A 24,281-nucleotide genomic window follows, 5' to 3' on the forward strand; every position below is an offset into this window, starting at 1 on the left:
CTTGCCGGGGATTACTTATAAAGGGCGCATGGATTGAACAAACCGCAGAAATCTACAGCTGGCTGGCTTGTGGCGCGGGTTTCATTGATGTTAGCTTATGCCAAAACCTGGCATTTTAAAGAGTAAATGTATGTTTTGTGTGATTTATCGAAGCAGCAAGCGTGACCAGACCTATTTATATGTCGAAAAAAAAGACGATTTTTCGCGTGTTCCTGAGGAACTGATGAAAGGTTTTGGTCAGCCTCAGTTAGCGATGATTCTGCCGCTGGATGGGCGGAAGAAATTGGTCAATGCCGATATTGAGAAGGTTAAACTGGCATTAACCGAGCAAGGTTACTATCTGCAGTTACCGCCACCCCCCGAAGATTTGCTGAAGCAACATCTTTCCATAATGGGGCAGAAAACAGACGACACTAACAAATAACCGATATCCGGCGGTGGCATTATCTTTGTCGGCGCGGGTTTTCATATCCACGATAAGTGAGGGGAACGTTATGTATCAACATCACAACTGGCAAGGTGCGCTGCTGGATTATCCGGTGAGTAAAGTAGTCTGTGTTGGCAGTAACTATGCCAAACATATTAAAGAGATGGGCAGTGCAGTGCCCGAAGAGCCAGTGCTGTTTATTAAACCAGAGACGGCACTGTGCGATCTGCGGCAGCCATTGGCGATCCCATCCGATTTCGGTTCAGTTCATCATGAAGTCGAACTAGCGGTGTTGATTGGCGCGACGCTACGTCAGGCTACGGAAGAGCATGTCCGCAAAGCAATTGCCGGTTACGGCGTGGCGCTCGATCTGACATTGCGTGATGTTCAGGGAAAAATGAAGAAAGCCGGGCAGCCGTGGGAAAAGGCCAAAGCGTTTGATAACTCTTGTCCGCTATCCGGGTTTATTCCAGCGGCGGAATTCACCGGCGATCCGCAAAATACAGTGCTGGGCCTGAGCGTCAACGGCGAACAACGCCAGCAAGGTACGACTGCGGACATGATCCATAAAATCGTTCCGCTGATCGCTTATATGAGCAAGTTTTTTACCCTCAAGGCCGGTGACGTTGTGCTGACAGGCACGCCTGATGGCGTCGGCCCCTTGCAAAGCGGTGATGAGCTGACGGTTACTTTCGATGGACATTCTTTGACAACTCGCGTTTTGTAATACTTTTTGCCGCCTGAAAGCGGCGGCAAAACTTGCATCGCTGTGCCAGACTGGTTATAAGGTGCGTTTTAACGTAATGGCGGAACACCTGATGAGCGATGTACCTTTCTGGCAAAGTAAAACCCTGGACGAAATGAGCGATGCGGAATGGGAGTCGTTGTGTGATGGTTGCGGTCAGTGTTGTCTGCATAAACTAATGGACGAAGACACCGACGAAATCTACTTCACTAACGTCGCCTGTCGCCAGCTCAATATTAAAACCTGTCAATGTCGGAACTACGAGCGTCGTTTCGAGTTTGAACCCGACTGCATTAAACTAACCCGTGAAAATCTGCCAACATTCGAATGGTTGCCAATGACTTGCGCTTATCGCTTGCTGGCGGAAGGTAAAGATTTACCTGCGTGGCATCCGCTGCTTACTGGTTCGAAAGCGGCAATGCATGGCGAACGTATCTCTGTGCGTCATATCGCAGTGAAAGAATCAGAAGTGATTGACTGGCAGGATCATATCTTAAATAAACCTGACTGGGCGCAGTGATAAATTTAATAGATGTTGATGGGGGCTTTCTTAATATACGTCTGGATGCTCGCCATTTCGTAGCCCTGTTTTTGAAAGCGCTCTATCATAATGAGAGTTACCCGATACCTTATTATTAACAGGTAACTCTCAATCTTTAAAAAACGTCTGTATTTTTAAATGTGATAAACTTTATACCTTGAGTACATGGAGAGAATAATCGCTTATCAGGCTTCAGGTACCTCAAAGAGTGTCTTCTTACCGTGTCTTTTCTGATACTCATTACAGGTGTTAATCATTTTTTTTGCCGCTTCTTTTAGCAAAGAAAGCATTAAATCATCATAATCAACGTAGAATCTGGTTGTTTCAGTTTCCGTTTTTATCTCCCCGATGGCGGCTATTTCGGTGGTTAATTTCAATTTGGCAGCATCGATATCTTTATTCGCTTGTTTAACCGTGTTAGACAGGGTGGTAAAGAAACTCTGCACAGATTTTAACTTGTTCTTCAATTCTGGAATCAGTTTCCCTTCAACTACGCCCGCAGCAATAGAATAGGAAATGATTAATCCAAATGGACCGGCGACGACACCGGCTGTGGCACCGGCATACGCTTCTTTCCTGATTTTATCTACCTGTGACTGGAAATAGCTGCTTTTTTCTGAAAAATCATTGGTTAACTGGCTATCTAACGCCAGCAGTTTTCCGGAAGCGTTGTTGAAACTTTGTGAGCTTACCAGCAGAGATTTTTGCGCTTCATTCAGCTTCGTGATGCCGTCATCCAGTACCTTAATGAGAATGTCTTTCTGGGCGGATGCTTTCTTCTCATTGTACTCATCAAATAGCAAAATATATGCTGCGAGCAATTGCGTCGCAACACCACACCATTCATACACCGTTTGGGTTGCTTCAAAATACTTATCCTGGCTATCCATAAGTAAGGTTTTAATATCGCCAACTAAAACGGAGGCTGCCTGTGAATACTCCTGTTTAAAGCGACTTAGCTCTTTTATGGTTTCATCGAAGGTCTGCCAGGGGATGACCTGATCGAGATATTTATTATAAAGGTCTAATGCTCCATCTGCGGTTTCGATTGCGTTTTTAACTACCTCTACCGTTTTATCTGCAACGATTTCAGTCATAATCATTCGCCTCTTTAAATATATAAATTGTAATGAAACTCCTGTTTTACAACTATTAATGAATTTTACTTCATCTAATTCATAGTTAGCCGGGTGAGATGCGTCAATGTCTTTATTTATATTAATATGATAAATATCAAACAATGTTTAATGTCATTATGGCGAATGCTTCTATTCTATTTTTAGCCGGGTGATATTTTTCATTTCTGCTGGATGAGCGTCGTCGCCAGAAGGCCGCGTGAGCACAGGATAAGAGAACGAAAAATCAGCAGTCTATGCAGCGACAAATATTGATAGCCTGAATCAGTATTGATCTGCTGGCAAGAACAGACTACTGTATATAAAAACAGTATAACTTCAGGCAGATTATTATGTTGTTTATCAAGCCTGCGGATCTCCGCGAAATTGTGACTTTTCCGCTATTTAGCGATCTTGTTCAGTGTGGCTTTCCTTCACCGGCCGCAGATTACGTTGAACAGCGCATCGATCTGAATCAACTGTTGATCCAGCATCCCAGCGCGACTTACTTCGTCAAAGCAAGTGGTGATTCTATGATTGACGGTGGGATTAGTGACGGTGATTTACTGATTGTCGATAGCGCTATTACCGCCAGCCATGGTGATATTGTCATCGCTGCTGTTGACGGCGAGTTTACGGTGAAAAAATTGCAACTACGCCCGACTGTGCAGCTTATTCCCATGAACAGTGCATATTCACCCATTACCATCAGTAGCGAAGATACGCTGGATGTCTTTGGTGTGGTGATCCACGTCGTTAAGGCGATGCGCTGATGTTTGCCCTCTGTGATGTAAACGCTTTTTATGCCAGCTGTGAGACGGTGTTTCGCCCTGATTTATGGGGTAAACCGGTGGTTGTGCTATCGAATAATGACGGTTGCGTTATCGCCCGAAACGCTGAGGCAAAGGCGCTGGGCGTTAAAATGGGCGATCCCTGGTTCAAACAAAAAGATCTGTTTCGCCGCTGTGGCGTGGTTTGCTTTAGCAGTAACTATGAGCTTTACGCCGATATGAGCAATCGGGTGATGTCGACGCTGGAAGAGCTATCGCCCCGCGTCGAGATTTACAGTATTGATGAGGCATTCTGCGATCTGACCGGTGTGCGTAATTGTCGCGATCTGACTGATTTTGGCAGAGAAATTCGCGCAAAGGTGCTACAACGTACCCATCTTACTGTTGGTGTGGGTATCGCCCAGACCAAAACGCTGGCTAAGCTTGCCAATCATGCGGCAAAAAAATGGCAGCGGCAGACGGGTGGGGTGGTGGATTTATCAAATCTGGAACGCCAGCGTAAATTAATGTCTGCTCTCCCCGTGGATGAAGTCTGGGGGATTGGACGGCGGATCAGCAAAAAACTGGACGCGATGGGGATCAAAACCGTTCTCGATTTGGCGGATACAGATATCCGGTTTATCCGTAAACATTTTAATGTCGTGCTCGAAAGAACGGTGCGTGAACTGCGCGGTGAACCCTGTTTGCAACTGGAAGAGTTTGCACCGACAAAGCAGGAAATTATCTGTTCCCGTTCGTTTGGTGAACGCATCACGGATTATACGTCGATGCGGCAGGCCATTTGTAGTTACGCTGCCCGGGCGGCGGAAAAACTTCGCAGTGAGCATCAATATTGTCGGTTTATTTCCACGTTTATTAAGACGTCACCATTTGCGCTCAATGAACCTTATTACGGCAATAGCGCGTCGGTAAAACTGCTGACGCCCACTCAGGACAGCAGGGATATCATTAACGCCGCTACGCGATCTCTGGATGCCATCTGGCAAGCGGGCCATCGCTACCAAAAAGCGGGCGTGATGCTGGGGGATTTCTTCAGTCAGGGAGTCGCGCAGCTCAATTTATTCGATGACAACGCACCGCGCCCCGGGAGTGAGCAATTGATGGCGGTAATGGATTCGCTAAATGCTAAAGAGGGCAGAGGAACACTCTATTTTGCCGGGCAGGGGATCCAGCAACAATGGCAGATGAAGCGTGCCATGCTTTCACCACGTTATACAACACGAAGTACGGATTTACTGCGGGTCAAATGAACATAGCGGTAGCAAAAAGCGCTCCCGCAGGAGCGCCAAATGGATTAGCGACCGAACAGGTCACGTTTTTTCGCTTTAAACGGCTGGGAAATCACCACCAGCACCGCGACAATCAGGTAAGCGATAAAAATACCGAGCAGCCACTGCGGCATTTCCAGACCTAAAAATTCCCACTGACGCTCGGCGCAATCGCCAGAGGCGACAAACACTTGCGGCACCCATTTATCCAGCGGCAGCCAGTCAGGGAAACGAACCATAAAATCACAGGTCGCAAACGGCGAAGGATAGAGCTGAAGCATGGTGTGCTCGTAAGTTAACTGCACACCGCGGAACGCACTATACAACCAGATAATCATCGCTACATAACGCAGCGGAGTTTTCGGGGCGATCGCGCCAATCAGCGCAGCACCCAGAATGCCGAATAATGCGCAGCGTTCATAAATACAGAGCACGCAAGGTTTCAGTAACATCACATGCTGGAACCACAGCGCCGTCAGTTCCAGTGCCAGAGCGGTAAACGCCATCAACAGCCACGCGCCCCGACCTTGTGAACATTGATTCAAAAATCGCAACATAATCATTTCCCTGCAATATGCATAGAGTGCGCAGTTTAAACCAATTCATTCGCTGCGCCACCAGGAGGCAGCAAAAATAGGAGGTAATTGGACAATTATCGGGCGAAAAGGCAAACCGGGCATTTATATGCCCGGTAAGTTGTTATCAAAGCGTTGCTATCCAGCCCATCTGCATAAACCATTCGGTTACAGGGGCAAGCGTAAACTCAACACAGAGTAACCCGACAACCGTCAGTACGAGGGTGTAGGGAAGAGCCATCCATACCATGCGACCATAAGAGAGACGAATCAATGGCGCGAGTGCGGAGGTCAGCAGGAACAAGAACGCCGCCTGGCCATTCGGCGTCGCGACGGAGGGGAGGTTGGTCCCGGTGTTAATGGCGACGGCCAGAAGTTCATATTGCTTCAGTGTGATAACGCCACTCTCCATGGCTGCCTTTGCTTCGTTGATATAGATCGTTCCCACGAAGACATTATCCGAAATAGATGACAGCAGGCCGTTAAAAATATAGAACAACGACAGCTGGGCGTGCTCCGATGCCTGTAGGACAAAATGAATAATTGGTGAGAACAGTTGCTGATCAATAATTACCGCGACGACCGAGAAAAAGACAGTCAACAGTGCGGTGAATGGCAGAGATTCGGTGAAGGCTTTACCGATAGCATGTTCATCAGTGACACCAGTCAATGATGTAGCCAGAATAATGACCGACAAACCAATCAGGCCAACCTCCGCCAGATGCAACGCCAGCGCGGTGACCAGCCAGACGCCGATAATCGCCTGGACAATCAGACGAATTTTATCCTGACGGGTACGCTGGTGGCGACTTTGATCGTCAAACTGTTGCAGCACTTCGCGGACTTTCTCCGGCAGCGTTTCGCCGTAGCCAAACCAACGTAGCTTCTCCACCAGCAGGCAGGTCAACAGGCCACAAATCAGAACTGGAACGGTCACCGGCGACATGCGCAGGAAGAAATCGCCAAAATGCCAGCCAGCCGCTTTAGCGATGATCAAGTTCTGTGGTTCGCCCACCATGGTCATCACGCCGCCTAATGCGGTGCCGACACCTGCATGCATCATCAGGCTGCGCAGAAAGCCACGGAACTGTTCCAGAACCACTTTGTAATGCTTGTCGATATGACTATCGTCTTGCAGGTCGGTATCTTCGGTACGGGAAGAGGCAACGCGATGATAAATACCATAAAAACCGACGGCAACGCTGATCACCACCGCCACGACGGTTAAGGCATCGAGGAACGCGGAGAGGAACGCCGCCGCCATGCAAAAAGAGAGCGACAGCAGCATTTTGGAGCGAATGCTTAGCAGCAAACGGGTAAATATGAACAGCAACAGCTGTTTCATAAAATAGATACCCGCCACCATAAACATCAGTAACAACAAGACTTCAAGATTCGCCGCCACCTCTTCACGAACATGTTCCGCGCTGGTCATGCCGATGAATACCGCTTCGATAGCCAACAGACCACCGGGGAGCAGCGGATAGCATTTGAGGGCCATCGCCAGAGTGAAAATAAATTCCGCCACCAGCAGCCAACCGGCAACAAAGGGGCTGATGATGAAAATTAACGGATTAAGAATTAAGAAAATAATGAGGGCGAGTTTGTACCAGTCGGGGGACTGGCCCAAAAAGTTGCGCCATAGGGCACGGCCCCAGGAGATCTCCATGATGGTTTCCCTTACCTTAGAAATAATCAATGATGTTTTTATCTTAGAACGCAAAGCTTAACGGTCAGGAGGGGATCGAGGCAAGTGTTGATGGTCTGGAGAAAAGAGATGTAGAAAATGAAGCCTTGATCCCTTTTTTCTTCTTTTTGTGTGCTATCAGCGTAGATAGCCCTCTGGTATGATGAGTCCAACTTTGTTTTGCTGTGTTATGGAAATCTCACTATGGTCATTAAGGCGCAAAGCCCGGCGGGTTTCGCGGAAGAGTACATTATTGAAAGTATCTGGAATAACCGCTTCCCTCCCGGGACTATTTTGCCCGCAGAACGTGAACTTTCAGAATTAATTGGCGTAACGCGTACTACGTTACGTGAAGTGTTACAGCGTCTGGCACGAGATGGCTGGTTGACCATTCAACATGGCAAGCCGACGAAGGTGAATAATTTCTGGGAAACTTCCGGTTTAAATATCCTTGAAACCCTGGCGCGACTGGATCACGAAAGTGTGCCGCAGCTTATTGATAATTTGCTGTCGGTGCGTACCAATATTTCCACTATTTTTATTCGCACCGCGTTTCGTCAGCATCCCGATAAAGCGCAGGAAGTGCTGGCTACCGCTAATGAAGTGGCCGATCACGCCGATGCCTTTGCCGAGCTGGATTACAACATATTCCGCGGTCTGGCGTTTGCTTCCGGCAACCCGATTTACGGTCTGATCCTTAACGGGATGAAAGGGCTGTATACGCGCATTGGTCGTCACTATTTCGCCAATCCGGAAGCGCGCAGTCTGGCGCTGGGCTTCTACCACAAACTGTCGGCGTTGTGCAGTGAAGGCGCACACGATCAGGTATACGAAACAGTGCGTCGCTATGGGCATGAGAGCGGCGAGATTTGGCACCGGATGCAGAAAAATCTGCCGGGTGATTTAGCCATTCAGGGGCGATAATCCCTTCCGTTTAAAAAGCAAACCCCTCAAACGAGGGGTTTTTTGTTGTTTTTACAGATTTCCCATTCTCGGCGGGCAACGTTCCAGCAACTCGACGCTGCCGTCTTCGTTTTGCTGTTCCAGCATCACATCAAATCCCCACAGGCGATGCACATGCTTCAGCACTTCTTTGCGCCCCCGATCCAGCGGTGCGCGATTATGTGGAATGTAACGCAGCGTCAGCGAACGGTCGCCGCGCAAATCCACGTTCCAGATCTGAATATTCGGCTCCAGATTACTTAAATTATATTGCGACGATAACCGGTTACGGATCTCCCGATAACCTTCTTCATTATGAATAGCGGAAATCTCCAGATAATTATGCCGATCGTCATCCAGCACGGTGAAGAAGCGGAAATCACGCATCACTTTCGGTGACAGGAACTGGCTGATAAAACTCTCATCTTTGAAATCACGCATCGCAAAATGCAATGTTTCCAGCCAGTCAGAACCGGCGATATCCGGGAACCAGTATTTGTCTTCTTCCGTCGGCGACTGACAAATCCGTTTAATATCCTGGAACATGGCGAAACCAAGCGCATACGGGTTTATTCCGCTGTACCACGGGCTGTTATAGGGCGGCTGGAAAACCACATTGGTGTGGCTGTGCAAAAACTCCAGCATAAAACGTTCCGTCACTTTCCCTTCATCATACAGATGATTAAGGATGGTGTAGTGCCAGAAGGTCGCCCAGCCTTCGTTCATTACCTGAGTCTGTTTTTGCGGATAAAAATACTGGCTCACCTTACGCACAATACGCAGAATTTCACGCTGCCATGATTCCAGCAGGGGTGCATTTTTCTCCATAAAATAGAGCAGGTTTTCTTGTGGCTCGGGCGGATAGCGGCGCGCTTCAGCAACCGTTTTCTCTTCCTCGCGCTTCGGCAGGGTACGCCAGAGCATATTAACCTGACTTTGCAGATATTCTTCGCGACTTTTCTGCCGGGCTTTCTCTTCTTGCAACGAGATTTTTTGCGGGCGTTTGTAGCGGTCCACGCCGTAGTTCATTAGCGCATGACAGGAGTCAAGAAGCCGTTCTACTTCATCAACGCCATAACGTTCTTCGCACTCGGTAATATATTTACGGGCAAAAATCAGATAATCGACAATCGAACTGGCGTCGGTCCAGCTACGGAATAAGTAATTGTTTTTGAAGAAAGAGTTATGCCCATAGCAGGCATGTGCCATCACCAGCGCTTGCATGGTAATGGTGTTTTCTTCCATCAGGTAAGCGATACACGGGTTAGAGTTAATGACGATTTCATAGGCCAGTCCTTGCTGACCGTGCTTATACAGCCGTTCAGTCTCGATAAACTTTTTACCGAATGACCAGTGCGGATAGTTAATTGGCATGCCGACGCTGGAGTAGGCATCCATCATCTGTTCTGAGGTTATCACTTCAATCTGGTGCGGGTAGGTATCCAGCCGATAGAGTTTCGCCACCCGGTCTATCTCTGCCAGATAAACATCCAGCAGGTCGAACGTCCAGTCGGGTCCATCGCTCAAACGTGTGGTGTCCTTATTCATAGAATCGATCGTCGCCATACGCGCACCTCATTGTTGTCGGCGCTCTCTGTGTGGAGCACCTCATTTCAAGCATAGAACACCTGTTAAAAACCGCGTCGCCGAAGAATTTTTTTCTTTGCGATTTCTTATTATCAGAGTGCCACTAATCCGCTTCTGAACGGAATTTTATGCTGGATAAAAAGGGCGTTCAGCAGGAGATACTAAAGACGCCATATTGCCGCAGAGTCAGGGAGATGTGAGCCAGCTCACCATAAAAAAGCCGTATGTTGAATAATATTTTCAACTGAGTTATCAAGATGTAATTAGATTATTATTCTTTTACTGTATCTACCGTTATCGGAGTGGCTATGCGAGTTGTCATACTGGGAAGTGGTGTGGTAGGCGTTGCCAGCGCCTGGTACTTAAATCAGGCAGGACATGAGGTCACCGTCATTGATCGGGAGCCGGGGGCAGCCCTGGAAACCAGTGCCGCGAATGCCGGGCAAATCTCTCCCGGATATGCTGCACCGTGGGCGGCACCAGGTGTGCCTTTAAAAGCGATTAAATGGATGTTCCAGCGCCATGCGCCGCTGGCGGTTCGTCTCGACGGTACGCAGTTCCAGTTGAAATGGATGTGGCAAATGTTACGTAACTGCGACACCAGCCACTACATGGAAAACAAAGGACGGATGGTGCGTCTGGCGGAATACAGCCGTGATTGCCTGAAAGCATTGCGCGCCGAAACCAATATTCAGTATGAAGGGCGTCAGGGTGGGACGCTGCAACTGTTCCGTACCGAACAACAGTATGAAAATGCGACCCGCGATATCGCCGTGCTGGAAGATGCTGGCGTACCGTATCAACTGCTGGAATCCAGCCGCCTGGCGGAAGTGGAGCCCGCGCTGGCAGAAGTAGCGCACAAACTGACGGGTGGTCTGCAACTGCCCAATGACGAAACCGGAGACTGCCAGCTGTTTACCCAGAATCTGGCGCGGATGGCGGAGCAGGCGGGGGTTAAATTCCGCTTTAATACGCCCGTTGACCAACTGCTTTGCGACGGCGAGCAGATCTATGGCGTGAAGTGTGGCGATGAAGTGATTAAGGCCGATGCGTATGTGATGGCGTTTGGTTCTTATTCGACGGCGATGCTTAAAGGCATTGTTGATATTCCGGTCTATCCGCTGAAAGGCTACTCGCTGACCATTCCGATTGCGCAAGAAGATGGCGCGCCGGTGTCCACCATTCTTGATGAAACCTATAAAATCGCCATTACTCGTTTCGATAACCGCATTCGCGTTGGTGGAATGGCGGAAATTGTTGGCTTTAACACCGAGCTGTTGCAGCCACGTCGTGAAACGCTGGAAATGGTGGTTCGCGATCTCTATCCACGCGGCGGTCATGTCGAGCAGGCCACATTCTGGACTGGTCTGCGCCCGATGACGCCAGACGGTACGCCGGTTGTGGGGCGTACACGCTTTAAAAATCTGTGGCTGAATACCGGTCACGGTACGCTCGGCTGGACGATGGCTTGCGGTTCCGGTCAGTTGTTAAGCGATCTGCTCTCTGGCCGTACGCCAGCGATCCCGTATGAGGATTTAAGCGTAGCACGCTACAGCCGTGGATTTACGCCATCACGCCCGGGCCATTTACATGGCGCGCACAGCTAAGGAAACGAGATGACCCGTCCGATACAGGCCAGCCTCGATCTGCAGGCATTAAAACAGAATCTTTCCATTGTCCGGCAAGCCGCGCCGCACGCGCGTGTCTGGTCGGTGGTAAAAGCGAATGCTTACGGGCACGGTATTGAGCGTATCTGGAGCGCGCTAGGGGCCACCGATGGCTTTGCATTACTTAATCTGGAAGAGGCAATAACGTTACGTGAGCGCGGCTGGAAAGGACCGATCCTGATGCTGGAGGGTTTTTTCCATGCACAGGATCTGGAGATTTATGACCAGTACCGCCTGACCACCTGCGTCCACAGCAACTGGCAGCTCAAAGCACTGCAAAATGCGCGGCTAAAAGCGCCGTTGGATATTTATCTTAAAGTGAACAGTGGGATGAATCGGTTGGGCTTCCAGCCCGATCGTGTGCTTACCGTCTGGCAGCAGCTGCGGGCGATGGCGAATGTTGGCGAAATGACTCTGATGTCGCATTTTGCCGAGGCGGAGCATCCTGATGGGATTGCCGGCGCAATGGCGCGTATTGAGCAGGCGGCGGAAGGGCTGGAATGTCGGCGTTCATTGTCCAATTCGGCGGCGACTCTGTGGCATCCGGAAGCGCATTTTGACTGGGTTCGGCCTGGCATTATTTTGTATGGTGCTTCGCCGTCGGGTCAGTGGCGCGATATCGCCAATACCGGATTACGTCCGGTAATGACGCTAAGCAGTGAGATTATTGGTGTCCAGACGCTAAAAGCGGGTGAGCGTGTGGGCTATGGCGGTCGCTATGCTGCGCGCGATGAGCAACGAATCGGCATTGTTGCCGCAGGATACGCCGACGGTTATCCGCGCCACGCGCCTACCGGTACACCTGTTTTAGTCGACGGCGTGCGTACCATGACGGTGGGGACAGTCTCGATGGATATGCTGGCGGTCGATTTAACGCCTTGCCCGCAGGCGGGTATTGGTACACCGGTTGAGCTGTGGGGCAAGGAGATCAAAATTGATGATGTTGCCGCCGCTGCCGGAACCGTGGGTTATGAGTTGATGTGCGCGCTGGCGTTACGGGTCCCGGTTGTGACGGTGTAACTTGTTGTAAGCCGGATCGGAGGCAGTGTCTTCTGGTTGCAAAAAAATCATCCATCCGGCTGGTCAGCAACTTTCGCTGTTAATGTGACAGAGCCATTTTCCATGATAGTGCCCATTAAAATGATGGACACTATTTCCCCGGAACCTGAGCTCACCGCACAGGCGTTCTACATAAAACGCTTACGCTTCATTGTTGACTCGAACTCGACTTCAGATAAATCACGCTTTACCCTTAATGCAGATTCGGGTTCATGTTCAGAATGTTGATTAACAGGCTGCGAGTCCTGTTGTCTTTCCAGACTCAACAGGCCCAACTGCTGATCCAGTAGCTCCAGGTCCTCCTGTACCTTCACGCGCTCCAGGAGTACCGGATCCTCCAGGTGCTCCAGAGCCATCAGGTCCTCCAGCTCCTCGAGTCCCTCCAGGTCAAACTGGCCTTCCTTGCGCAAAAAGTCTAAAAGGTCCGACAGGCCTTCCTGTTTTTTCAGGCCCTCAACGGCTTTGAGCAGCGTCGGCAAATTGTCTGTGTCCCAAGGGTTACTGTTACAGTCAAACAACTTCAGGCTACGGGGCTGCGGCACCGGTATCGTTTTAAACTGGTTGTGACCACAGTAGTATATTATTAGCTTGGGCGGCAGCCGTGGTGCAGAGATCAAATCGTTACTAGAACAGTCAAATACTTTCAGGCGAGTCAGGCTCTCCAGCATCTCATCAGGTATGAAGCTAATACAGTTGTCAGCACAGCGCAGTGTATACAGGTACTGAGGCATCGACGGCGGTAAAAATTGCAATGAGTTCTCAGAACAGTCAATCACTCTCAGGTTAGGCGACAGCTCAGGTAGCCAGATAATATAGTTTTCACAGCACTTCAGTATCATCAGTTTCGGGGGCTGCACCTTTGGTAACAAGATCAAAACGTTATCCATACACTCAAGCACCCTCAGTTCCTTCGGCAACATCTTCGGTAACGCGGACAACACGTTATTATTGCAGTAAAATTTCATCAGAAGTGGAGGCAAATTTTCAGGGAGTGAGGTCAATCCAAGGTCGCTAAGATTGAGCATAATTTGTCTATTTATGAGACATTCCTTCATTCTGCGCAATGCCTCTGCCCGGTTTTCAGTTCGGTTTGCTGGCAGGTTTTCTTCCAGGATATTTTTCAGGATTTCTTTCACGTCTTCTTGTGATATTTCTGGCACTTTTTTTTGCAGGATTTCTTGCTGGGTTTCTTTCAGAGTTTCGTGCAGGTTTTCTTGCAGACCATCTTGCTGTATAGCCCATGTGCACCATTCGGCGACCAACCTGAACTCGTTATATTGCGGATCCGGAGAGGCCTCCAACGTGATGGTAATATTGTTTTCCATCTGTATTTTCACTTTGTCCGCGTTACTGAGGTCAATGATCTGAACCGCCCCGGAAATCCTGGAGACTAAACTCCCTGAGAAAGAGGTAAACAGGATGACTAAAAATACTCGTTTTTCCCCCGAAGTCCGTCAGCGGGCGATTCGTATGGTTCTGGAAAGTCAGGATGAATATGACTCACAGTGGGCGGCAATTTGTTCCATTGCCCCAAAGATTGGCTGTACGCCGGAGACTCTGCGTGTCTGGGTTCGCCAGCATGAGCGGGATACCGGGGGCGGTGATGGTGGGCTCACCAGCGCTGAACGTCAGCGTCTGAAAGAGCTGGAACGTGAAAATCGTGAACTGCGCCGCAGTAACGATATCCTTCGCCAGGCTTCCGCTTATTTTGCGAAGGCGGAGTTCGACCGCCTCTGGAAAAAATGATGCCACTGCTGGATAAGCTGCGTGAGCAGTACGGGGTCGGACCGGTATGCAGCGAACTGCATATTGCCCCGTCAACGTATTACCATTGTCAGCAACAGCGACATCATCCGGATAAACGCAGTGCCCGTGCGCAGCACGATGACTGGCTGAAGAGAGAGATACAGCGCGTATACGATGAAAATCATCAGGTGTACGGTGTGCGTAAAGTCTGGCGTCAGTTGTTACGGGAAGGAATCAGGGTGGCCAGATGTACAGTGGCGCGCCTCATGGCGGTTATGGGACTTGCCGGTGTTCTCCGGGGTAAAAAGGTCCGCACTACCGTCAGCCGGAAAACCGTTGCCACAGGTGACCGCGTAAACCGTCAGTTCGTGGCAGAACGTCCTGACCAGCTGTGGGTGGCTGATTTTACTTACGTCAGCACATGGCAGGGCTTCGTCTATGTGGCGTTTATCATTGATGTGTTTGCCGGATACATCGTGGGGTGGCGGGTCTCATCGTCTATGGAAACGACATTCGTGCTGGATGCGCTGGAGCAGGCGTTGTGGGCCCGTCGTCCGTCTGGCACCATCCATCACAGCGATAAAGGCTCTCAGTATGTGTCACTGGCCTATACGGAGCGACTAAAAGAAGCCGGATTACTGGCATCAACAGGGAGTACAGGCGACTCGTATGACAACGCGATGGCTGAGAGCATCAATGGTCTTTACAAAGCGGAGGTAATACACCGTAAGAGCTGGAAAAACCGTGCAGAAGTGGAACTGGCCACACTAACGTGGGTGGACTGGTATAACAATCGACGATTGCTGGGAAGGCTGGGCCATACTCCTCCGGCAGAAGCAGAAAAAGCTTATTATGCTTCCATCGGAAACAATGATCTGGCAGCCTGAGTTCACAGATAAAACACTCTCCAGGAAACCCGGGGCGGTTCAATCCTCTGGGGGGCATCACCCCAGCGAAATTTTTGCGGGCCGAGATACTGCATGTTCCGCAAAAGATGATTCTTGAATTCCACCGTCAGTAAGCGCCGCCCTGACGGGTGTACGCCTGTGTTATAGGAAGATGGGGCGAATAGGCGTATGTCTTTAATGCTGGCCATAATGCTATGCATCCTTGAAATAAATATCCTCTGGCAGCGCCGAAGACGTGAATGTGGTCACCGCAAAGGTGCCACAAAACGTCATTTGCGCTGATATAACGACTCATCGTTGACTTTTCCCGGGTCAGAAATGCCGTGTCGGGTCTGGTACATGCGTAACAGATCTGAACAAGTTTTATTACGGCCCAGGCAGCGTAGACGTATTAAAGAAAATACGAGAGCGAACGACCCGGAAATAATCGTTATTAAGCAAAAGAATAACTATAAGAAATCGCTCATTTATCCGGTGTTACAGGCGGATGAAACGCCACTACAGATACAGGGCAGTCTGATACGCGTATTGGTTCTCTATGGGCTATTTCAGCGCGGCAGGATGTGTGGGGGAATATTTTCGGGCGATGCCAGGCAGGGGCCCCTGATGGTTGACGGGTATACCGGTAATGCGGGGCTGGTTATTCTTCACCTGTTGCAGTCAGAAGAAGCCCTTACGCTGACTTTCTTGAGCCGGTGTTTTGAATTTATTAGCCAGAGCCTGCATGGTTTGTCATCCATAATTTAACCTTCTTCTGATGTTGGTATGAGCATATCAAAATCAGGAAATGACAAGTTTATATGCAGGCTCAGGCTGCGTTGTGCAAAGCATCGCATCCGGGGATAGATGCTGCATTAAATTTAAGATTCAGCTTCCTCTTCAGCCACCCGTACGCCAATCTTCAACACTTCATTATCTTCTTTCTCGGCCACCGTCCAGATCATCCCGGCAAACTCTACCTGGTCACCGACAACCGGTGCCGCGCCTAACAACTGCTGGACAATTTCACCCAGCGTTTGCTGCTTATCGCGATATTCTCGCCCATCTTCCAGGCCATATATCAGCGCCACATCAGCATATTTGGCACTGGCTTCGAGAATGAAGTCACCAAAGAAGCGTTGATCCAACGCGACCGGCGGCGACTGGCTAAACAGTTTACCGAGTGCCGGGAGATCGCGTTCCCGACCAATTACACACAACACATCACCTTCGCGTAGTCGGGTGCTGCCGGTGGGATGAAGCAATTGATTATCACGAAACAGTGCCGCAATACGCGTCTCTTTTGGCATATGCAGATCGCGCAGTGCCGCACCTACACACCATTTATCGGCACTCAACTGATAAACAAACTGCTCCCATGGATTTTCCGGATGAATATCCAGGCCAACGCGTGACACCGGACGCCCCACTGGTGGAACGACCACTTTAGCTTTTTTCGCCGCCCATGAGAGTGATGTTCCCTGCAAGAGCAGTGAAACCAGAACCACAAAGAAGGCGACATTAAAGAACAGTCGCGCATTCTCCAGCCCCGCCATCATCGGGAACACGGCCAGGATGATTGGCACCGCGCCGCGTAATCCCACCCAGCTGATAAACACGCGCTCACGCAGATTAAAACCACGGAACGGTAGCAATCCGGCAAATACCGAAAGAGGACGAGCGAAGAATATCATCCATGCGGACAAAATGAGCGCCGGAATGGCAATAGGCAGCAGATCGCTTGGGTTAACCAACAGCCCCAGCACCAGGAACATGGCGATTTGTGCCAGCCAGGCAAGGCCGTCGAAATTTTGCAGAATGCCGTAGCGGTTGCGAATTGGACGATTACCCAGCAGAAAACCGCACAGATAAACAGCCAGAATACCGCTGCCTTCCAGCGCCGTGGTTAAAGCAAAAATTAAAATACCGCCGCTTAATGCCAGCAATGGATATAAACCGGCGGGCAGGGCGATGCGATTAATCATTTGCAGCAGTAAATAACCACCGCCAAGACCGATGACAATCCCGAGGCCAAATTGCTGCAGAATATCGACCACGAACATCCAGCTGATACTGCTTTCATGATGCTGGATCATCGCAATCAGGGTTATCGTCAGAAAGACCGCCATTGGGTCATTACTGCCGGACTCTATCTCCAGCGTCGAGCCAACACGTTCATTAAGCCCCTTACCACCCAGTAAAGAAAAGACCGCCGCAGCATCGGTGGAGCCGACGATAGCGCCGATTAATAAACCTTCGATCAAATCAAGATTAAACAGCCACGCCGCCATCATGCCGGTTAAACCAGAGGTGATAAGCACGCCCAGCGTCGCCAGCGACAGCGCCGGTCCTAACGCCACACGAAAGGAACTGGCCTGAGTGCGCATCCCGCCGTCGAGCAAAATAATCGCCAGCGCCAGGTTACTTACCATGTAGGCGAAGGGATAATTATCAAACGGGATACCGCCGACGCCATCGACTCCTGCCAGCATGCCGATCGCCAGGAAAATAACCAGAATAGGAATGCCAAGACGGGAAGAAAATGAACTAAGTAAAATACTGCTGGTGACAAGGATGGATCCTAAGATGAAAAGGCTAATTATTGTTGTGGCATCCAACGGTCGGTTACTCCTGATTACGCTGTCTCTTATATAAACCCTACCATATTAGCGGCAGAGACAGCGTTTTACTTAGCCCTGAAGCGTGATTTTTTTACATTTTAAGAACAGGATGACCGCTAATCGTCAACTGTGTGCCTTCCTGGGTGTTATTAAGTATGGCATGTGCGCCCAATGGCAGCGTAACCGTTCGTTGTTCATGACCAAAATCGAGGCCGGTGATAAGTGGAATCGACAGGCGGGAACGCAAAAACGCGTACACAGACTCCAGGTTGTAACCTGCGTCATAATCATTGGGCGTGCTGCCGCTAAAGCTACCGAGAATAATCGCCTTCTGACGGGGCAAAATTCCCGCATGATAGAGCTGCAATAGCATACGTTCGACGCGGAAAGGGTGCTCGTTAATATCTTCCAGCACCAGAATACCATTCTCAATTTGTGGCATCCATGGTGTGCCGATCAGTGAAATGAGCATCGCAAGATTGCCTCCCCACAACATGCCTTCAGTCTGACATGTCGGGCCTTCCCCTTGCCATTCAAGGGTGAACGTTTCATTGCGTAACGCCAGCCAGAAATGGTGCTCGGTAAAGGCGTTTAGTTCATCCGCGCCAAAGTTTGCTACCAGCATGGGGCCGCTAAAAGTGATGACATTGCCTTGCGCCAGAAGACCGCACTGAATGGCGGTAAAATCGCTATGTCCGCAAATGAGCAACGGGTCATGTTGTTGGCGAGCCGCCAGTGCCTGCCAGTCAATATCCGCCAGTAAACGACTGGCACCGTAACCACCGCGTACAGCCAGCACGATAGTGTTGGGGGTAGTTAGTCTGGCAAGGGAATTGAGATCTTCCAGACGCTCCGTTTCCGTACCCGCAAAGCGCTCACAACGACGGGCAATAACCTCGACGTTATTGACCTGATGCCCCGCGTCGGTAAGGCGCTGGATACCACGCAGCGCATCGTGTTGTTTTATGCAGTAACCCGATGGGGCTATTAAGTGAAACAGAGACATGGCAATTCCTTGCTGACAACAGAAACGAAATGTATATCATGCCGCTTAGGTGTGCCGTTGTCACCTCAACGGCGATTCCAGGCTATAAGGATAGAAGAAGTGAAATTAAGATGGTTTGCCTTTTTGATTGTATTATTAGCGGGTTGTTCATCAAAGCATGACTACACGAACCCGCCGTGGAACGCGAAAGTTCCGGTGCAACGTGCGATGCAGTGGATGCCAATAAGCCAGAAAGCCGGTGCAGCCTGGGGCGTCGATCCACAATTGATCACGGCGATTATCGCTATCGAATCGGGTGGTAATCCGAACGCGGTGAGTAAATCGAATGCCATTGGTTTGATGCAGTTAAAAGCTTCAACCTCCGGACGTGATGTTTATCGCCGTATGGGCTGGAGCGGTGAGCCGACGACCAGCGAGCTGAAAAATCCAGAACGTAATATTTCAATGGGCGCGGCTTACCTGAATATTCTGGAAACCGGCCCGCTGGCAGGCATTGAAGATCCGAAGGTACTGCAATATGCGCTGGTGGTGTCATATGCTAACGGGGCAGGTGCGCTGCTACGGACTTTCTCGTCAGATCGGAAAAAGGCGATCAGCAAAATCAACGATCTGGATGCTGACGAGTTCCTCGATCACGTAGCGCGAAATCATCCTGCGCCGCAGGCTCCGCGCTATATCTACAAACTTGAGCAGGCACTGGACGCGATGTAAATCAGTCGCGCACTTTGGCCGCTTTCTCCCGGGCTTCCCGCTCGAGAGAGAAAATAATCCGCTGTAATTGCCGCTCCACCGTCGGGCTGACGTTAAGAAAACGGAAGCTCAGACGGGGAGTGGTGATGGTTTTATTCTTGCCATCAATCACTTTGCGCTCGCTGATTGAGATTAACTGGGCGTCAAAGTGAAAAACACCCCATTGCCCCATGTTGACTTCAATCTGAGCGAAGCGCATGCCTTCGTGCAATCCGGCAGGCTTTGCCGTTTCCAGTAATGCGCCCATGCCGCCTAACGACAAATCATACAGGCGGAAACGTAATGTACTGTTATCCGCCAGTTTGGTCTGGCAAAAATAAGGCGGATGGAGTGGGGCGGAGATGCGGAAATATCGGCGTCGTTGTACAAACCACAAGGTGGGAGGTGGTACGGTAATAAATGCCGGAAGCTGCAAGTATTCACTCTGCTGTAGTTGTTCAACAGTAAACTCGACTTTCGCACCCTGAGTTTCGGCGGTAATGGTAATGTGCTGCGCCTTTAGCACGGCGTTGTTATCTTCGGCCTGGCTGCCGAAATCCAGCACCAGTTTATCCGGGGTTATTACCAGTATTTTGCTGATCAGCTGCCCGCCATTCCAGCTGATACGCAAAGGAATTGCGGCTTTGTTCAAATCGCGTAACACGCCCAGGACGGCTAACGGATTTTGTTTCAGGAACTGCTCATGGTAATGACTCACGCGGAAAAACTCCTGACTGACAAACTGTCTTAGGTTTATCGGTCACAGTTAACAAAACTTAATACAAATGCGTGAATATTTTTTACATGTCGTTCTTAAATCAGCCGACATACGCCCAGCATCGATCCCGCCCTTGCCTATACTTAGAGCGTTGACGTAAGCATTTCTTGCGTCCGATTCATCGAAACGAGGGCCTGAACATGGGAATTATTGCCTGGATTATTTTTGGCCTGATAGCCGGCATTATCGCCAAGCTAATCATGCCGGGGCGTGATGGTGGTGGATTTTTCCTGACCTGTATTCTTGGGATAGTCGGTGCGGTGGTCGGCGGCTGGCTGGCGACCATGTTTGGCATTGGCGGCTCCATCAGCGGTTTTAATTTGCACAGCTTCCTGGTGGCGGTAGTGGGCGCTATCCTGGTGCTGGGTGTTTTCCGCCTCCTGCGAAGAGAATAAGATTTTCATAAGGCGGATAGCGATACAGATGTTGCTATCCGCTTTCACATCAGAACGTATATTCGACACCTGCCCAGAAATTGCGACCTTCTTCAATAAACCCTTCACTGTAGGCATATTTGGTATCAAACAGGTTATTGACCGACGCATTAACGCTGAAGCCATGACCTAAGGTGTAATCGGCTCGAATGTGGGTCACCGCAAAACCGGCGGCTTTTTGTGAACCGTCACTGTTGCTGTAGCTGGAGGAACGCGCCTCTTCCGACAGCGTTACGCTTAACGGCTCCCACGGTTTGAGAGTCATCCATGCGGTCATTGTCTGCGTTGGCAGATCGGTTATCTTGCCGATGTCTTTACGTTTGGCATCAGCGTGGATCAGGGCGTAGCTCAATCCTACATCCAGTATATTGCTGATTTTCCCCTTAATACCGGCATCCAGACCGCTGTAATCCACCGTGCCGCTGTTCTGATTTTGAATGGTATCGGCATCGATATTGTGCGAGAGGATGGCATCACTCACCCGGTTATAGTAAACGCTGACCTCAAATCCCCAGTCGTGCGTGAAGGCACCATTCCAGGTTAAATCCACCCCGCGCGCGCGTTCCGGCTTGAGCTGCGGGTTAACAATCGCTATCTGGTTATACGCAGGTTTGGACGTGGTATAGCGTTCTTTCAGCGTCGGAAAGCGTGTGCGGTCATAGTACGAAAGCGCCAGCGTGTCTTCATTGGCAAAGTGGTATTTCCCCATCACCTGCCAGTTAAAAGCTGACTGATTGTTGTCGTCATAATGGGTGATACTGCCATCTTTCTCATGTTTTTTCGCTTCTACGCTATCGCGCCAGTCATAGCTGATTCCAGCCACGACATCGACATTATCGGCAGCAGCCCATTGATATTCACTGGCGAGCGACCAGGTACGATCTTCATAGCGATCGTAAGCGGCGTGCGGCGCACCTTTTTCCCGGTGTACGTCATCTTTCCAGTTAACGGCAAACGACAGCAGATCGTTTTCACGCACATCGGCTGCCAGTTGTAACCCGGCACCGTCGCTGTAATCGGAATAATGGCTGTAGCTGCCTTTTTTATTTTTCAAATCAGCCAGCGAGTTGTACATCATTAGCGTATTTTCAAAGGTGTCGCGATACAGCCGACTTTTCAGGGTAAAACGATCGTTTAGTTGGGTCGTTCCCTGATAATAAAAACTTTCTTTGTCATACTCTGGCCACTGCCAGTAGCGTGATTTCTGACCACTATTTCCACTGTATGGCGGGTTATCTTTTTCACCATCCTGCTTAATGTAAGTCAATGTGTATTCATCGTTTTCGCGTGGTGTAAAACCGAGCTTCACAATGCCGCGTTTATCATCAGCCGATGAATTAATCATCTTGCCGTGTTTGCCTGCAATATCATTATTTACACCATGCGGCAGGCCGAGAAAATCCTGCTTTAGCTGGCTACCGCTGACTTGCAAATACCCCAGATCGCTGCTGGCGGCAAATGAAGCATGCATATCGTAGGCATTGTCCTGGCTACGGCTCCATCCCTGGCGATATCCCAGACTTGCTTCCAGAGGTTTTGTTGGCTTCTGGGTGGTGATATTAATGGCTCCGACCATCTGATTAGGCCCCTGAAGCAGCGACGAATACCCTTTGGAAACTTCAACTGCCCCCAAATTGTTGGTCAGAATCCGCGCCAGATCGAGGTTGCCGTCATAGGGAACATAAATGGGCACACCGTCGAAATAGACCGGCACCTGACGACTATCAAAGCCACGAACTTTGACCTGTTCTTCGTTGCGGCTACCTGACTTTTGCAGTACCACGCCGGGGACGACACTTAATGCCTGAGCGACATTCTGTTTATCCAGGGCCTTCATGGTGGGTTGATCGAGAACGGTGGTCGTCGTTGATGATACCGGACTGGACCATACGGTCAGCGTGTCGCTCTCCTGAGCTGCTACGGCCTGCTGGGTAAAGGCAAGTGATAATACTGTGCAGAGATAACGTTTTTTGAGTCTCATAGAATAAATTCCGTTTAACAAAGAATTAAATAGAGGCTGCGGGTTGCAGACTGACTTTAATGTCAGCAGGTGCCGCGTAGTAAGGCGTGGAGGTAATAAAAAGGCGAATGCCGCAGTCGAGGTAATTTTTGAGTGTTGTCAGATTAATTCCGCCGGTCAGAGCCAGCGTGCAGTGGGGAGCCAGCGACGGTGCTATTTGCGCAATTTCAGTTGCCTGTTGCGGACTAAATTTGTCGAGCTGAAGTACGTCTGGTTGCGCGCGTAACGCGGCGATTGCCTCTTTCGGCGTGTCGGCTTCAACAACTATTTTCTTCTCGGGTGCGTGGCGACGTAACTGATTGATTGCGCCTGACCAGTCCTGATTGTCATGAAGAAAATGGCGGTGGTTGGCAAACAATAATATGGTTTCCGCACATCCGGCACGATGAATCAGTCCTCCGGCAGCCAGAATTGCCTGCGAGGCCAGTAAGCGGGTACCCGGAATTGCTTTTCGGGTGCAGGCGATATTGCCATCAGGGTAACGTTCACGAAGTAACGCCAGCATTTGAGCGAGATAATCAGAAACACCGCAACTCCACTCCAGCACATTCTGGACTGCCTTCCATCCCTGATGAAGTGCTGCGGCATTACCTTGCGCACGGATTAGCCGCTGACCCGCGTTCGCTTGTGAACCGTCGCTGACCGCGTCATCAATAGTTAATCCCAGCGTAGTTAACATCTTACACGCGACAGAAATGCCGCTGACGCAGCCGCCCTGACGGAGAAAAAACTCTATATAGCCATGCTGGTGTCCAATATTTAATGCTCGCGTGGTCAGGTCACCGCCCTGGATATCTTCCAGCAGTAACGCATCGATTTGTGCCTGAGAAAGGAAAATCATCGCAGTGCCTCTTGTGGTACGCTATCCCACCAGATGAGCGCCCAGTCGCGGCTGGCAGGGGCGAGGGCACGAGCATCTTGTTGTTGATACCAGCGATATAACCGCTCACGCTCATCGTCGTTAAGCGCGCCCAGACTCCAGCTGACGTTCTGCTCAAAACGTTCCCAGGTGCTGTTATCCTGTGGGCAATTTTGTCCGCGGATAAAATCAACGTGAGCATAAATTCCCATCTGATACAGGACGTTGAGCGCAAAGATATAGTTGGGTAATTCGATCACTTCCCGACCAGCCGCCCGCTGAATGGCTGGAGAGACGAACGAGGTGCTGACCAGATGAGTCGTATAGACGCGAAGCCGTGCCTGATTATTCAGTTTGCTCATTGCCTGGCGCATATCAGCCACCAGAGTGGAGCGGGAAGCCACGGCAATATCGCAGCGTGGCAGGTCACTCCAGTCCTCTTCCCATGCGCGCTGGATCCAGTGGACATTGTCTGCCTTTAGCGCGGCGGCGCGACGGGCGGCAACCTTCAGCATCCCCTGACTGTAATCAATGCCATAAATCGTCGTGAGTTTGTCAGCCAGCGCCAGCGATACGGTACCCGGTCCGCAGCCCATATCGAATAAGGTCTGCGCGCCTTGCAGATCAATTTTAGCGGTCAGTTGTTGCAGGTAGCTGTCCGTAGGCGAGGCGCAATTTTCCGCCATTTTTTCCGCCCGTTGATCCCAGTGATCCGGCGTTTTTTCTGTGCGGTGGGCCAGCTTGAGTTGCTGCAGGTAAAGGTCCGCAAAATCAATATCATCAATGAGCATGATTGT

The 24,281-nt window shown here is 50.2% G+C and carries 22 protein-coding genes, 2 pseudogenes and 1 other annotated feature; of the genes and pseudogenes, 13 read left to right on the top strand and 11 right to left on the bottom strand.

Annotated elements, in window-relative coordinates; genetic code table 11:
• The first annotated feature begins 130 nt into the window (after positions 1-130).
• From QUF14_RS07335 to ycgN, 3 genes are all read left to right on the top strand, one after another.
• The gene (locus tag QUF14_RS07335; RefSeq protein ID WP_001355235.1) at positions 131-424 is read left to right on the top strand and encodes a YcgL domain-containing protein; all 294 of its coding nucleotides are present in this window, start codon (positions 131-133) and stop codon (positions 422-424) included.
• Positions 425-494: 70 nt separating this feature from the next.
• Positions 495-1,154, top strand: coding sequence for a fumarylacetoacetate hydrolase family protein (locus QUF14_RS07340; protein ID WP_000284282.1), 660 nt, complete (start codon positions 495-497; stop codon positions 1,152-1,154).
• 91 nt (positions 1,155-1,245) lie between these two features.
• A complete protein-coding gene (ycgN, locus tag QUF14_RS07345) occupies positions 1,246-1,692 on the top strand; it encodes a cysteine cluster protein YcgN (RefSeq protein ID WP_001306825.1) in 447 nt (148 codons plus the stop codon).
• A gap of 206 nt (positions 1,693-1,898) precedes the next feature.
• Here the strand turns inward: ycgN and hlyE are convergent, their stop codons facing one another.
• A complete protein-coding gene (gene hlyE / locus QUF14_RS07350) occupies positions 1,899-2,810 on the bottom strand; it encodes a hemolysin HlyE (protein WP_100733978.1) in 912 nt (303 codons plus the stop codon).
• Between the two features lie 371 nt (positions 2,811-3,181).
• Here hlyE and QUF14_RS07355 point away from each other — a divergent pair, with 371 nt between their 5' ends.
• Together QUF14_RS07355 and umuC are read left to right on the top strand one after the other, a co-directional pair.
• Positions 3,182-3,601, top strand: a complete 420-nt coding sequence (locus QUF14_RS07355; RefSeq protein ID WP_000897378.1) for a translesion error-prone DNA polymerase V autoproteolytic subunit — start codon at positions 3,182-3,184, stop codon at positions 3,599-3,601.
• Positions 3,601-4,869: a DNA polymerase V catalytic protein gene (gene umuC, locus QUF14_RS07360; protein ID WP_000457601.1), complete on the top strand. Its 1,269-nt coding sequence runs from the start codon at positions 3,601-3,603 to the stop codon at positions 4,867-4,869. The genes QUF14_RS07355 and umuC overlap by 1 nt, the downstream gene beginning before the upstream one ends.
• A 44-nt stretch (positions 4,870-4,913) precedes the next feature.
• Here umuC and dsbB read toward each other — a convergent pair whose 3' ends face one another.
• Both dsbB and nhaB read right to left on the bottom strand, forming a co-directional pair.
• Entirely contained in the window at positions 4,914-5,444 is a 531-nt protein-coding gene (gene dsbB / locus QUF14_RS07365) for a disulfide bond formation protein DsbB (RefSeq protein ID WP_000943444.1), read from the bottom strand.
• A 145-nt stretch (positions 5,445-5,589) separates the two neighbouring features.
• Complete coding sequence (nhaB, locus tag QUF14_RS07370; RefSeq protein ID WP_000406370.1) at positions 5,590-7,131, bottom strand: Na(+)/H(+) antiporter NhaB; 1,542 nt, start codon at positions 7,129-7,131, stop codon at positions 5,590-5,592.
• 222 nt (positions 7,132-7,353) lie between these two features.
• On the opposite strand from nhaB, the gene fadR reads away from it, so the two are divergent.
• Positions 7,354-8,073 carry a fatty acid metabolism transcriptional regulator FadR gene (gene fadR, locus QUF14_RS07375; protein WP_000234823.1) on the top strand — a complete coding sequence of 240 codons (720 nt, stop codon included), beginning with the start codon at positions 7,354-7,356 and terminating at the stop codon, positions 8,071-8,073.
• 51 nt (positions 8,074-8,124) lie between these two features.
• Here the strand turns inward: fadR and QUF14_RS07380 are convergent, their stop codons facing one another.
• Positions 8,125-9,657: a SpoVR family protein gene (locus tag QUF14_RS07380; RefSeq protein WP_100733976.1), complete on the bottom strand. Its 1,533-nt coding sequence runs from the start codon at positions 9,655-9,657 to the stop codon at positions 8,125-8,127.
• A gap of 329 nt (positions 9,658-9,986) precedes the next feature.
• On the opposite strand from QUF14_RS07380, the gene dadA reads away from it, so the two are divergent.
• Together dadA and dadX are read left to right on the top strand one after the other, a co-directional pair.
• The gene (gene dadA, locus QUF14_RS07385; protein ID WP_001266908.1) at positions 9,987-11,285 is read left to right on the top strand and encodes a D-amino acid dehydrogenase; all 1,299 of its coding nucleotides are present in this window, start codon (positions 9,987-9,989) and stop codon (positions 11,283-11,285) included.
• Between the two features lie 9 nt (positions 11,286-11,294).
• On the top strand, positions 11,295-12,365 hold the full coding sequence (gene dadX / locus QUF14_RS07390; protein ID WP_000197855.1) for a catabolic alanine racemase DadX: 1,071 nt from the start codon (positions 11,295-11,297) through the stop codon (positions 12,363-12,365).
• Between the two features lie 167 nt (positions 12,366-12,532).
• On the opposite strand, the pseudogene QUF14_RS07395 reads toward dadX, so the two are convergent.
• A pseudogene (locus QUF14_RS07395) lies at positions 12,533-13,771 on the bottom strand (leucine-rich repeat domain-containing protein); the annotation flags it as partial.
• A gap of 52 nt (positions 13,772-13,823) precedes the next feature.
• Here QUF14_RS07395 and QUF14_RS07400 point away from each other — a divergent pair.
• From QUF14_RS07400 to QUF14_RS29000, 3 genes are all read left to right on the top strand, one after another.
• Positions 13,824-15,037, top strand: a protein-coding gene (locus QUF14_RS07400; RefSeq protein WP_371829233.1) for an IS3 family transposase whose coding sequence is annotated in 2 segments (ribosomal slippage) — positions 13,824-14,112 and positions 14,112-15,037 — 1,215 coding nt in all. Because the reading frame shifts where the segments join, the coding sequence is not laid out codon by codon here.
• Positions 14,105-14,221, top strand: a sequence feature (AL1L pseudoknot). It overlaps the preceding gene by 117 nt.
• Before the next feature lie 360 nt (positions 15,038-15,397).
• Positions 15,398-15,805, top strand: coding sequence for a hypothetical protein (locus tag QUF14_RS07405; RefSeq protein WP_186269286.1), 408 nt, complete (start codon positions 15,398-15,400; stop codon positions 15,803-15,805).
• 53 nt (positions 15,806-15,858) lie between these two features.
• Complete coding sequence (locus tag QUF14_RS29000; RefSeq protein ID WP_420106936.1) at positions 15,859-16,047, top strand: hypothetical protein; 189 nt, start codon at positions 15,859-15,861, stop codon at positions 16,045-16,047.
• Here the strand turns inward: QUF14_RS29000 and QUF14_RS07410 are convergent.
• Together QUF14_RS07410 and ldcA are read right to left on the bottom strand one after the other, a co-directional pair.
• A pseudogene (locus QUF14_RS07410) lies at positions 15,985-17,655 on the bottom strand (potassium/proton antiporter); the annotation flags it as partial. The gene QUF14_RS29000 and the pseudogene QUF14_RS07410 sit on opposite strands and share 63 nt — an antisense overlap.
• Before the next feature lie 94 nt (positions 17,656-17,749).
• The gene (ldcA, locus tag QUF14_RS07415) at positions 17,750-18,664 is read right to left on the bottom strand and encodes a muramoyltetrapeptide carboxypeptidase (RefSeq protein WP_000051585.1); all 915 of its coding nucleotides are present in this window, start codon (positions 18,662-18,664) and stop codon (positions 17,750-17,752) included.
• Between the two features lie 99 nt (positions 18,665-18,763).
• Between ldcA and emtA the strand changes: the two genes are divergently transcribed.
• Positions 18,764-19,375, top strand: coding sequence for a membrane-bound lytic murein transglycosylase EmtA (gene emtA, locus QUF14_RS07420; RefSeq protein WP_001295616.1), 612 nt, complete (start codon positions 18,764-18,766; stop codon positions 19,373-19,375).
• A gap of 1 nt (position 19,376) precedes the next feature.
• Here emtA and ycgR read toward each other — a convergent pair whose 3' ends face one another.
• On the bottom strand, positions 19,377-20,111 hold the full coding sequence (gene ycgR, locus QUF14_RS07425; RefSeq protein ID WP_000020180.1) for a flagellar brake protein YcgR: 735 nt from the start codon (positions 20,109-20,111) through the stop codon (positions 19,377-19,379).
• Positions 20,112-20,311: 200 nt separating this feature from the next.
• On the opposite strand from ycgR, the gene QUF14_RS07430 reads away from it, so the two are divergent.
• Positions 20,312-20,566, top strand: coding sequence for a GlsB/YeaQ/YmgE family stress response membrane protein (locus tag QUF14_RS07430; protein WP_000511315.1), 255 nt, complete (start codon positions 20,312-20,314; stop codon positions 20,564-20,566).
• A 49-nt stretch (positions 20,567-20,615) separates the two neighbouring features.
• Here the strand turns inward: QUF14_RS07430 and QUF14_RS07435 are convergent, their stop codons facing one another.
• The 3 genes from QUF14_RS07435 to QUF14_RS07445 are packed head-to-tail and all read right to left on the bottom strand — an operon-like array spanning position 20,616 to position 24,275.
• The gene (locus tag QUF14_RS07435) at positions 20,616-22,586 is read right to left on the bottom strand and encodes a TonB-dependent receptor plug domain-containing protein (protein WP_024211930.1); all 1,971 of its coding nucleotides are present in this window, start codon (positions 22,584-22,586) and stop codon (positions 20,616-20,618) included.
• Positions 22,587-22,611: 25 nt separating this feature from the next.
• A complete protein-coding gene (gene modD / locus QUF14_RS07440; RefSeq protein WP_000576829.1) occupies positions 22,612-23,466 on the bottom strand; it encodes a ModD protein in 855 nt (284 codons plus the stop codon).
• Positions 23,463-24,275, bottom strand: coding sequence for a class I SAM-dependent methyltransferase (locus QUF14_RS07445; protein WP_000904000.1), 813 nt, complete (start codon positions 24,273-24,275; stop codon positions 23,463-23,465). Before QUF14_RS07445 ends, modD begins: the two co-directional genes overlap by 4 nt.
• Positions 24,276-24,281: the final 6 nt, after the last annotated feature.

It is taken from the genome of Escherichia sp. HH091_1A (genome assembly GCF_030295175.1).
Lineage (GTDB): Bacteria > Pseudomonadota > Gammaproteobacteria > Enterobacterales > Enterobacteriaceae > Escherichia > Escherichia coli_F.